This is a genomic window from Allobaculum fili (genome assembly GCF_020969955.1).
Classification (GTDB): Bacteria; Bacillota_I; Bacilli_A; order Erysipelotrichales; family Erysipelotrichaceae; genus Allobaculum; species Allobaculum fili.
Genome location: NZ_JAHDSX010000059.1, coordinates 1 through 11,720, shown reverse-complemented (window position 1 = coordinate 11,720; position 11,720 = coordinate 1). Strand labels below are relative to the sequence as shown.

6 protein-coding genes are annotated in these 11,720 nt (G+C 52.7%); 1 reads left to right on the top strand and 5 read right to left on the bottom strand.

Translation table 11 applies throughout. The features are described from left to right. Positions 1-394 precede the first annotated feature (394 nt). The gene (locus Afil_RS09790; RefSeq protein ID WP_230268377.1) at positions 395-5,692 is read left to right on the top strand and encodes a glycoside hydrolase family 2 TIM barrel-domain containing protein; all 5,298 of its coding nucleotides are present in this window, start codon (positions 395-397) and stop codon (positions 5,690-5,692) included. A gap of 378 nt (positions 5,693-6,070) precedes the next feature. On the opposite strand, the gene Afil_RS09785 is transcribed toward Afil_RS09790, so the two are convergent. The 5 genes from Afil_RS09785 to Afil_RS09765 form a co-directional block, all read right to left on the bottom strand. Continuing rightward, positions 6,071-6,301, bottom strand: a complete 231-nt coding sequence (locus tag Afil_RS09785) for a FeoB-associated Cys-rich membrane protein (RefSeq protein WP_230268376.1) — start codon at positions 6,299-6,301, stop codon at positions 6,071-6,073. 93 nt (positions 6,302-6,394) lie between these two features. Further along, entirely contained in the window at positions 6,395-8,569 is a 2,175-nt protein-coding gene (gene feoB / locus Afil_RS09780) for a ferrous iron transport protein B (protein WP_230268375.1), read from the bottom strand. Beyond that, on the bottom strand, positions 8,566-8,823 hold the full coding sequence (locus tag Afil_RS09775) for a FeoA family protein (protein WP_230268374.1): 258 nt from the start codon (positions 8,821-8,823) through the stop codon (positions 8,566-8,568). Before Afil_RS09775 ends, feoB begins: the two co-directional genes overlap by 4 nt. Then, positions 8,820-9,047: a FeoA family protein gene (locus tag Afil_RS09770; RefSeq protein WP_230268373.1), complete on the bottom strand. Its 228-nt coding sequence runs from the start codon at positions 9,045-9,047 to the stop codon at positions 8,820-8,822. The genes Afil_RS09775 and Afil_RS09770 overlap by 4 nt, the downstream gene beginning before the upstream one ends. A 557-nt stretch (positions 9,048-9,604) precedes the next feature. Then, positions 9,605-11,656, bottom strand: coding sequence for a LamG-like jellyroll fold domain-containing protein (locus Afil_RS09765; protein WP_367614415.1), 2,052 nt, complete (start codon positions 11,654-11,656; stop codon positions 9,605-9,607). Positions 11,657-11,720: the final 64 nt, after the last annotated feature.

Below are 11,720 nucleotides of genomic sequence, written 5' to 3'. Positions count from 1 at the left end.
CGGATCCGAAGTATGAAGAAAACGATGAAGAATAAAAAATACGCCAAGCGGGATCTCGAAAGGGATCCCGTTTAGCGTATCTAATATTCAGTCTCGCGTATACCCGTCGATTGTTTGACACTTACCTCAAATTCGTATCCCAAAAGCAAACATCTGCAGACGGGCGTTTCCAACAGAAAGAAAGAAATGGATCTTGACAAATTCTAATCCTTTAAAATACACGGCGAATATAAAATAAAACACGTGTACGAATCGCCAAACGGACTGAACTGAATCAAAAAAAGAGGAAAGTGCTTTCAAAAAACATTGAATCGACACCGTGAAGACCAATATAATCTAAGTGATTCATTCTGCCCGAACCGGCAGAAGAGGAAAGAGAAAGGATTGAAACAGTATGAATAAGAGAAGACTGACTGCTCAGCTCCTCTCTGGTGTTTTAGCCGCGCAGGCTTTCCTGGCTGCGACTCCGATTGCTGCTCAGGGCGAACGAGCCAGCGATCTGAAGCCAAACGATTCCGTTACACAGGATCCTGCCGCTTCTAAATTCACAGGGATGGAGTGGAGCGGTACCGATTACACCGTCGATGGCAAGACTGAAAACTATGTCGACACCTTTGGCGTGAATCGGGAAGATGCTTCGACCATGATCGTTCCGTTCCAGGACGACGCATCCGCACGAAAAAGTGCCTTTGAATACAAGGCCAGAGAAAATTCGGACTACATGCAGATGCTGACAGGAGACAACGAGACATGGCAGCTCAATGTGGTTCAGAATCCGGAAGCCGCCGAAAAATTTGAAGGCGCAAACGGGTTCACCAGTAAAGAGTTCTCCAATGATGCATGGAAAGACGTTACGCTCCCCTGTTCCTGGACGATGCAGGGTTTTGATTTCTCCATTTACACCAACCAGACCATTCCATGGCAGACCAAATACGGCGACAGCACCTCGCCAAACCTGGCGCCTGCCGCTCCGACCCACTACAATCCGGTCGGCATGTACCGCAAAAACTTCACACTCAAAAAAGGCATGCTCGATGACAGCCGCCGCGTGTACATTAACTTCCAGGGCGTTGAGTCTGCGTATTACGTGTATGTCAACGGCCATGAAGTCGGCTATTCCGAAGATACTTTCTCGCCGCACAAATTTGATATCACCGATTACCTGCAGGAAGGCGATAACTTCCTGGCGGTTAAAGTTCTGAAATTTTCCGACGCCGTATGGATGGAAGACCAGGACATGATTTATGACGGCGGTATTTTCCGCGACGTCTTCCTGACTTCCGCACCGCTCGCCCAGATCAAGGACTACAAAGTGGAAACCGATCTCGATTCGACGTACACCAATGCCGATCTGAAAGTGAAGATGGATGTAAGCAACCTTTCGTCTTCCAATCTTGAAAACTGGAGCGTGGATCTGGCCGTTTATGACGAAGACGGTACGAACATTCAGGCCAATGCCACAGATATCAGCCAGGCTGTATCTGTAAACGCCGGCGAGGAAGGCATCGTTCAGATTACTTCCCGCGTCAACAATCCAAAACTCTGGAGTTCCGAACATCCAAACCTGTATGCGCTCGTTCTGCATCTGAAAGATGCCGACGGAAATGTTGTCGAAACGCTGTCCACACAGCTTGGTTTCCGCGAAATCGAATACACGCATACCCAGACCGATGACGATGGCTGGACCACCACGACGAAGTGGGATCCAATCAAGATCAACGGTGAAAATCTGCTGCTCAAAGGTACCGACCGTCACGACTCCGATCCGGTTTACGGCAAAGCCACCCCGATGAAATCGGTGGAAGCCGATCTGAGCCTGATGAAGCAGAACAACATCAACGCGATCCGTACCTCTCACTATTCCAACGACGACTACCTGTACTGGCTGGCTAACCGCTGGGGCCTGTACATCATGGCCGAAACAAACGTGGAATCCCACTGCTTCATGTCCGACGGCTGGCTGGGCGGCGAGTCTGGCATTGCCTCGCGCTACAAAGCAAAATTCTACAACGTCATCATGGACCGTGAAGAAACGGCGTTTGAACGTCTGAAAAACAATCCGTCCGTCGTGATGTGGTCTTTAGGAAACGAAACTGCACGACCGTATAAACTCGACGACGGCAACTACGTCTTCCGCGATGCGATGCGCTATTTCAAGGAAGAAGACCCGACCCGTCCGGTTCTGTTTGAATCGTTCGGCCCTGACATGGGCGGCGATCTGCACGGCGAACAGTATACTGGCGTAGACGGCATTAAGTACTATGCCGGCGAAGGCAAGATTCCTTACGTTCTGACCGAGTATGTTCACTCGATGGGCAACTCGACCGGACACATTTCCGACTACTGGGATGTCATCCGCTCCGCAGACAACATGGCCGGCGCCTTTGTCTGGGACTGGGTAGACCAGTCACGCTACAAGAGCCTCAGCGACTTCTTCGCTGGCTGGAACTTCAAGGAAGCCCAGCATAACCTCACCGGTACAGCCGAAGGTGAACGGAAGGATCTGCAGACCGGCCTGGACGGCAGCAAAACCCTCAACGGCGGCGCAGCCTTCAGCGGCTACCTTCTGATCGACCAGAACGATAAGATCGATGAAACCCTCAGCGGCGCGGACCGTACGTTCACGCTCGAAGTCAACGTGAAGCCAAAATCCGTGGCCAGCGATGATGTGTATCTGACCAAGGGCGACTCGCAGGTAGCGCTCAAGACGAACAAGTCCAACCAGATTGAGTTCTACGTTTACGACAGTACCTGGAGAAGCGTAACCTGGCCGATCCCGGAAAACTGGGCCAACAACTGGCAGCATCTGACCGTGACCTACGATAAGGGCACCGTAAATCTGTACATCAACGGAGAAAAATACGGCGACACCAAGTCCACAGGCAACATCACCATCAAAAACACCAGTTACCAGCTGGGCGTAGGCGCACAGACCGAAGTCAATCTGCGCCGCGTCAACGGCGACATTTCCATTGCCCGCATTTATAACAAGGCCCTCACGGCGGACGAAGTCAGAGGCCAGCACTCCGCAGAGCCGGCCATCGGCAAAGGCGATGACTCTGTAGTCCTCTGGGTTGACTATGCGGACAAGGAAACCACACAGCTGACTGATAAGGATACGAGTGTCTGGGATTACTACAGTACCGAAGGCGCGCATGCCGGCATTTATCCAGAGGAAGCCGAAGGACACTTCCTGGCGTACGGCGGCGACTGGGGCGATGTTCCAAACGACAACTCCTTCTGCGCAAACGGTCTGGTTTCCGCCAACCGCGACCCGCAGCCGGAACTGAACGAAGTCAAATTCCAGTACCAGAACCTTTGGTTCACCGCGACGGAAATGCAGCTGCTGTCCAAGAAAGTCACCGTCTACAACGAAAACAACTTCGCTAACTTCAACGAATACGATGTGGAATGGGAAGTTCTTGAAGACGGCAAAGTCGTTAAGAGCGGAACGGTAGTTACACCAAGCATTGAAGGACGCGAAACGCAGGAAATTTCCGTTCCGTATGAATTCCCAGAGCTCAAGGACGGATGCGAATATCTGCTCAACGTACGTGCAAAACTGAAAAACGACACCGACTGGGCCAAAGCCGGCCACGAACTGTCTTACGCGCAGTTTGTTCTGCCAACCGACCAGGCACAGTATCAGGCAGCAGCCAATACGAACCCGGTAACGGTTACTCCGGACGATACCAAATTCACCGTTACTGGAAACGGCTTCTCCTTTGATATCGATAAGACGAGCGGTCAGATGCTCAACTACGTTTACGGCGATGACACTGTCATTAAGGAAGGTCCAAAACCGAACTTCTGGCGCTGCCTGACCGAAAACGATGAGCGCGAAGGCGATTCCATCTTCGACCACAACTGGAGAAATGCCATGAATAACGCCACAGCGGAAGTAACAGCTGCTGTGGAAAACGGCAAGAACGTCATTACCGCCGTTCTGACTCTGCCAAGCGCGCAGGATGCGAAAGTGACCATCGTCTACACGATCGACGGCAGCGGTGCCGTAACGATGCACATGAAGAGCGATGCGACAAACACCACCATGGGCAACTACATCATGGTCGGCTCGAACATGATTCTTCCGGAAGGATACGAAAACGTCAGCTGGTATGCGGACGGACCGGATGAAACGCTCCTTGACCGTATGACATCCGCTCGTGCGACAACCTTCTCCAAGACCGTTTCGGAAAACTTCTACCCGTACATCAAAGTCGATGACACCGGTATGTATCCAGGCACCCGCTGGATGCGCGTCTCCTCGACAAACAGCGATACCGACCTGCTCGTTGTCGCTAAGAACACCGTTCAGACCAGTGCTCTGCACTTCACCCCAGAACAGATGAACGCAGCCAGCCATCCGTACGAACTGACACCGATGAAGGATACCGTAATCGGCATCAACTACGGATCCAAGGGTACCGGCGGCGCCACCTGCGGGGAAGGCACCCGCGCAGAATACCGTCTGCCAAACCAGGTTTACGAGTGGGAATTCACTCTGGTTCCAGTCGCAAAAACCAAAGAAGACATTTCTACCGAATACCATACGTTCCACAACGCACAGATTCTGACCACCGAAGATATCGTTGAGAACGCCGCAGACGCGATGAACGAAAAGATCACCGCGTTCCTGCCGGCTCAGGCTTCTCAGCTTGACGAGGCTAAGGCGCTCAAAGCGGAATACGACGCTCTGCCAGATTCTGTAAAAGCGAAGATCACCGAAGACAACAAGACCAAAGTCAGCGGAATCGTTGCGGAAGTCGAAGCCTTCGTAGGCAAAATCAGCGTTCTGAAAGACCAGTCAAAAAACCATCTCGACGTACCTCTGGAAGATACGATGAAATTCGCGCGTGAAGCCGACGGCACCGAAGCCTTTGGCGGCTACGCGTACCTCGGTCACAACGACGTGATTGCTCCTGTCTTTGCGGCAGGCAAATCCTGGACGATGGAAACCGTGATTATTCCGACAACCATGTCCGGACAGAAAACTCTGCTTTCCAAAGGCGACTATCTGACCACGCTCCGTCAGCAGAATGCCAACCTCTCCTTCCACATTTCCAACGGAAGCAGCTGGTATGCGACGGACACAAACGACAGCACCGGTTTCACCAGCGAAGAACAGGCAAATTTCGTCGGCAAGCAGCACCGCATTACCGCGATGTATGACTACACGGAAGGAACGCTCTCCATCTACTACGATGGCGAACTCCATACGACAAAGAATGTCGGCCAGGTAGACATCGCAAGCTCGGTAAACGAAGCCCAGCAGCTTTGCATCGGCATCGACCCGCAGAACACGGATCGTATCGGCGATGCGAAGTACGTCTCTGTTCGTCTCTTCAATAAGGCTCTGAGCGCTGATGAAGCGAAAACCGGCCTTACTGCAGACAATGAGAGTACCGTTCTCTGGCTTGATGCCAGCAAGCGTGCTTCGCTCGATGTGGATCTGAGCTATCTCGAACTTGCAGCCGGCAAAGCTGCAGAAGCTAACGCGCATGCAATGGACTACAAGGAAATTTCCAATGCAGTCAAGAACGCAGCCGCAACGGTTTCTGACCTGCGCAGCCAGGTTCTGGCTGGAACCGCTACGCAGCAGATGATCAACGAGAAAGCCGCTGAAATCAACAACGCGGTACTCGCTCTTCGTCTCAAACCTGTCGCTTCCAAGCTCGAAGATCTCGACTAAGCGCAGCAGCACAGCGGCCAGATGGCTAGTCCGCCTGAATGCTTATGACGATGACGTCGTGATTCCCACGTAAAGCGCGCGGATCCTGGCTATAAACCGCCTAAGCTATGCAAGTACAAGTCATTCCAGCTCAATTGACCTCTATGAAGCTCTGTATGCCCCTTTTCAGGGACATATGGGGCTTCTTTTTGTCGGCCAGCCTGGAAACGCCGGACACACGGTTTTAAAACGCCTTAAAATTTCGGGCGCCTTCTGGGCAAAGAAAAAGCCGGCGGCTGAAGCAGCGCCGGCTTTGAAAGGAGCGGGGCGTAAAATGACAGAAGAAGCAGAAAGTATTGAAGAAACGGCCCAGGGTGAAGAAGAGCGGAACGATCCGCTTCAAGATGAACGGACGGCTTTTTTGCCTGGGTCTGCGCGGGTCGATGCGACGCTTTTCGCACAGCCGTCTTCAGCATGAATTTCCTTTCGGATCTGCATCCAGTCCACATGATGGGAGCAGTGCGCGCAGTCTCCGCTGCAGGATGTCTTCTTTTGATGAAGTGCGCCCCAGAGTATACAGAATACGATGGCGCCCAATCCAAGCGTCACAATCCAGTCGCCAATGGACATCGTGTTTCTCCTTTCCAGTTTTTAATTAAGCAGGAGCGCATCCCGTTTTCCGTCTTGCCTTCAGGGCAGAGGAGGGGATGCGCTTATTCAGCGTTATCGCTTTTCCAGGGCAATTTCCACAGGAAGCGCCCGATTACGCGCCTCATAGCCTTTTCGAAACAGCAGGTAAATCAGCAGCCCAAGAAGGGCAAAAGCGACAAGGCTGAAGACGTTAAAGGCCACTTCGCCGGTGATCAGGCCGCCGATTTGATACACCATCAGCGCGATGGAATAGGCAAAGACGCACATGTAGCCGATCGATGCGAGCGTCCATTTTGTATTGTTCATTTCGCGCTTGATGGCGCCCATGGCCGCAAAGCAGGGGGCGCAGAGCAGGTTGAAAATCATGAAGCTCCAGGCAGCGAGGGCCGAAAAGTCGGCTGCGATCGCCGTCCAGATTTCCATTCCGTTTTCTGCCACGGGCCCGGCGGAGTACAGCACCCCAAACGTATTGACGACTTCTTCCTTGGCAATGAGGCCGGTAAATGTCGCTACCGTGGCTTTCCAGGCCATGTCTCCGATCCAGCCAAGCGGTGCAAAAATCCAGGCGATCGAACGGCCGATGGACGCCAGCAGGGAAACGTTGTTGTCTTCGACCATGACGAACTGTCCGTTCTCAAAGCCAAAGCTCTGTAAAAACCAGAGCACGATCGCCGAAGCAAGAATCAGCGTACCGGCCCGCTTGATGAAGGACCAGCCCCGCTCCCAGGTCGATGAGAAAATATTGCGCAGCGTCGGCATATGGTAAGCCGGCAGTTCCATGACAAACGGCGCCGGTTCTCCCGCAAACGCCTTGAACTTTTTCAGGATGATTCCGGAGCAGACCACGGCGGCGATGCCGATCACAAATGCGCTCACGGCGATCAGAGAACTCTGGCCGAATACCGCACCCGCAAACAGGGCGATAATCGGCATTTTGGCTGAACAGGGAATGAAGCCGGTCGTCATGATCGTCATCTTCCGGTCCCGGTCTTGTTCAATCGTACGGCTGGTCATAATGCCCGGAACGCCGCATCCCGTCGCAACCAGCATCGGGATAAAGCTTTTTCCAGACAGACCAAACCGCCGAAACAGGCGGTCCATGATGAACGCCACGCGCGCCATGTAGCCGCAGTCTTCAAGAATGGAAAGCAGGAAAAACAGAACGAGAATCTGCGGCACAAAGCCGAGAACCGCGCCGACGCCGCTGATTATTCCATCCTGAATCAGAGAAGCCAGCACTGGATTGACATGCATCCAGACGAGCAGGTTTTCCACGCCATTTGGAATCCATTCTCCAAAAAGAACGTCATTGACCCAGTCGGTTCCCATAGTACCAATGGAAACCGCCGTACTGCCCATCGCAATCGTATAGATGATATACATGATCAAAATGAAAATGGGAAGCGCGAGCCAGCGGTTCGTCACGATCCGGTCGACCCGGTCGGAGAGGGTAAGATCTGATTTCCGGGCTTTTCGCGTAAAGCAGTCTGTAAGAATTCGAGCAATCGCGTCATACCGCTGAGAGGTGATGATCGATTCGCAGTCATCATCCATTGCCGTTTCGATCTCTTTGCGAATGGCCTGAATCTCTGCCGTCTGTGCCTTTGAAAGCTTCAGTTCGTTCAGAACGCGTTCATCGTTTTCGAAGACTTTAACCGCATACCAGAAGCGGGTCTGCGTATCCGTTTTCGGGGCAAGAATCGCTTCGATTTTTTCAAGCGCTGCCTGTACATTCGCGCTGTACAGATCGAGAGGTTCGGGCTGGGAAGGCATTTGATGCAGGAGCTTTTCCAGTTCGTCCAGTCCTTCTTTTTTCAGAGCGGAAATGGCGATTACCGGAATGTGCAGCTTTTGGGAAAGCTTCTGCAGATCGAGCGTGTCGCCGCTGGCCCGGACCAGATCGGCCATGTTAACGGCCAGGATTACCGGAATTCCCAGTTCAAGCAGCTGGGTCGTTAAATACAGATTACGTTCGATACTCGTTCCATCGACAATGTTCAGAAGCAGATCCGGCTTTTCCTGAAGCAGGTAGCTTCGCGAGACGACTTCTTCCAGACTGTAGGGGGAAAGGGAATAAATGCCTGGAAGGTCCTGAAGGCGAATGGAAGAATCGTTTCTGAGCGGACCTTCTTTCTTTTCCACCGTTACGCCAGGCCAGTTGCCGGTGTACTGGCGCGCACCGGTGAGCTGGTTGAATAAAGTCGTTTTGCCGCAGTTGGGATTGCCGGCGAGTGCGATTGTCTTCATGCGTTTTTCTCCTTTCCGCGGGCCCTGTCGGAAATTTCCTCGACTTCGATCATGGCTGCATCGGCTTTTCGCAAAGAGAGCTCATAGCCGCGCACATTCAGTTCCATAGGATCGCCAAGGGGCGCCACTTTTCGAATATAGACGGTCACGCCTTTGGTCAGTCCCATGTCCATAATGCGGCGCTTGACGGGTCCCGTTCCGCAAAGACGAACAATGCGAAGCGTATGACCAGGGGCAAATTCATTCAGAGTCATTGGGGGCATTCCTCCATCAGAATGCGTCTGGCCATCGACGCATCGATCGCCAGACGGGTTCCTTTCACTTCTACAATCAGATTTTCTGCGATTTTCTGACGGACGACGAGTTTCGCCTGCGGAAAAAAGCCAAGCTCGGCAAGCCGGGTACGCATTTTTTCGCCGCCTGTGATCTTGGCGATCTGCAGGGGCGTGTCCTTGTCACAAAGGGATAAAGGCATCATGGATTCTCCTTTCAGCTGGGAATTGCAAGAACGTTCGGCAATAGTTAGGTTTAACTAACAGCGTTTAGTATAAGCTAATTGAAATGTACGTCAAACGGAATTTGTCCAGACTAACTATGTTGAATCCAATTGTGCAAACCGTCTGGTGAAAATGGTCTGACTAGACAAAAGAAAAGCTGTCGGAAGAAAGAACTCTTCCGGCAGCTTTTTGCCCGTATGTTCTGTAAGGACGGTGTGGTCTGTCCTTTGATTTCGTTTCAGGCAGTCCGTCTCTGGATCCGCAGGGATCGAGACGTTCTGCAGACTGGTTTGAAGACAAGAAATACGTCCTGGGTGCATTCCATTCTCTGTTCTGTTTTGCCCGACAGAACGAGAGGGAAGAAGGCATTGAATGGGAGGGATTTCTTCGCAAAACGGATGGACGATCGCCGGTCCCTGCTCTGGCTTGCCCTCCACAACAGGAACGCAGGGATCGATGGGTTGTTAAATCGTACCAGTCAAAGGTTTGTTTCTGGCCAATGCCGATGGCGTAAATCGGATTCGACGAGAAGCTTTGATTACTTAGGAAGCTTTTCGCTGGATGGAGTCTTGCGCAGAGCGAGCATCGCATTGCTGAGTGCGGCTGCTTTTTCGTCTACGGCTTTCTGACTTGTCGGATGCTCCAGAGCGGCATCAGCAGAGGCTTTGGCGCTGCTGAAGGCGTTTTTGCCTGTGGTGCCAAATTCAGAGAGGTCAAGTTCTGCAGCTTTGGTGCAGGCGGCCTGCAGAAGCGTGAGATCGAATGTTTCCAGCTCATCAACGGTTTCAAGTCCGGCGATGGCGGCTCTCAGGTCTGCAGCGGCTTTGTTTACGTTTTCTGCGGTAGCGTACGTGCCGTTGATGGATTCTGCTGCCGCTTTGGCGCTTTCAAAGGCGCTCCAGGTAGCCTCTGTGTAGTTTTCGCTCTTCAGATCTTTTGCGATGTTGAGCTGTGCGTTCAGTGCATTTCTGGCGCTGCTGATTTCGTCGGCCGCAAAGTCGAGCCAGAGAACAACGTTTTCATTGTCGGCATCCGATGTACCAGCAGACAGCGCTTTGAGTTCGTCAGCGCTCAGGGCTTTAGAGAGAACCTTGATGTTCGAGAAGCCCATTTCCGACTTGCGGTCTGGCTTGTCGGCCATGTAGCCGATGGATGGGGTCAGCGCTTCGCTGGCGGATACGCTGCCGTTCACATCGACTGGATCGCCGGTGGCGACGCCGTCGATATAGGCGGTCAGAGTCTGGTTCGTACTGTCGTAAACGGCAGAGATTTCATGCCACTTGTTGAAGAAGCTGTCTTCGACATCATCGCCGCTTGCCTGGTACCATTCACCGTCCGTGGACTTCACGTATGTGTGAACCGCGGTACCGGTCTTGCCGGCATTCTGGTAGAAGCGCAGGCAGAAGGTGTTGTCGCCAAGCGAGAAGATGGTGCTGTATTTCTCGCGTTTATTGCTGCCGGATTCCCAGCTCCCGCTTTCGGAAGACTTGAGGGCTTCTGGAACGTAGAGCCAGCTCGAAACGGTAAAGCTGCCGTTTGCGATGGCGTTCTGAACTTTCTTGTTTGGATCCTTGAGATCCATGCCGCCGATCATGACGGTCTTGCCGTCCATTTCGTCGAGTTCTGCGGTGTGGTTGAGCGGTGTATCCAGATCGTTTGGACCAAGGTCATCGGCCACAGTGGAGGACTGAGAATGGATGGTGATGGATTTCTGTGCGGACAGATCGGTGCCGTTAATTTTGCTGGCCTTGACGATCAGCACGGTACCGTCATCCAGTTTGTTTGCGGTCAGAAGCTGTGCGTTCGCGCCTGTACCGGAAACGAGTGCGCCGCTGATTTCCTTGCCGCTTTCGTCGGTAACGGTCCAGTCGGCAGAGAAGATTTTCGCGTCAGCCGGAGTAACCGACAGAGTGAAGTCCATGGAATTGCCGGCGTCGAGGGTATCGGCATCGGAATTCAGGGCTGCTGCGGTAATGGTCGGGTTTTCATCCGCAGAGAAGAGCGGGGTGTCTTCACTGGTGTTGTCGATCCAGAGGACGGTGGACGCATCGGACGCTTTTGCGGATGCGAGCGTTTCGCCGTTCTTCGCTTCGGAGAAGACTTTTACGGATGCGAACTTGGCGTCGCTGTCGCGTCCAGTGGACGGGCAGGCACCCAGGGTGAAGTTGTAGCCGGAATAGTGCGGGTACGCGCCTTCTGTCAGAGTCTTTTCGGCTTTCTTGACGCCGTCGATGAAGACGATGATCTTGTGGGCGTCGGCATCAAAGACGGCCGTGTAGTTGTGCTGCTTGTTGAGCGTGTCGGCTTTTTCAGCATCCGACATCTTGTATTCAATCGGCTGCCAGTCACTACCGTCGTAAATGTGGAAGTCATAATAGCCTTCACGGAAACGCATGGCGAAGGTGTTGTCGCCCATACCGGCAAGCATGTTGTAGTTTTTCCAGATCGTCGGTGCGGCGTCGATGGAAATGGTCCAGGACTGGCCTTCGGTAAAGACGGATTTCCAGGTGTCTTCATGGCCGGTCTGAACGTAAGCGTCAAATAAAAGACGGGTATTTTCTCGACCGCCTCCTTGGGATAATTCCTTTATTCAAGGAGGCTTTTTCATGGAATCAATCATCCCTGCAATCGATCTCGGTATCGATTTCTCCAAA

Excerpts from the sequence above, each read along its gene's own strand:
- Afil_RS09790 (WP_230268377.1), top strand. The coding sequence starts at position 395 with ATGAATAAGAGAAGACTGACTGCTCAGCTCCTCTCTGGTGTTTTAGCC.
- Afil_RS09785 (WP_230268376.1), bottom strand. The coding sequence starts at position 6,301 with ATGTCCATTGGCGACTGGATTGTGACGCTTGGATTGGGCGCCATCGTA.
- feoB (WP_230268375.1), bottom strand. The coding sequence starts at position 8,569 with ATGAAGACAATCGCACTCGCCGGCAATCCCAACTGCGGCAAAACGACT.
- Afil_RS09775 (WP_230268374.1), bottom strand. The coding sequence starts at position 8,823 with ATGACTCTGAATGAATTTGCCCCTGGTCATACGCTTCGCATTGTTCGT.
- Afil_RS09770 (WP_230268373.1), bottom strand. The coding sequence starts at position 9,047 with ATGATGCCTTTATCCCTTTGTGACAAGGACACGCCCCTGCAGATCGCC.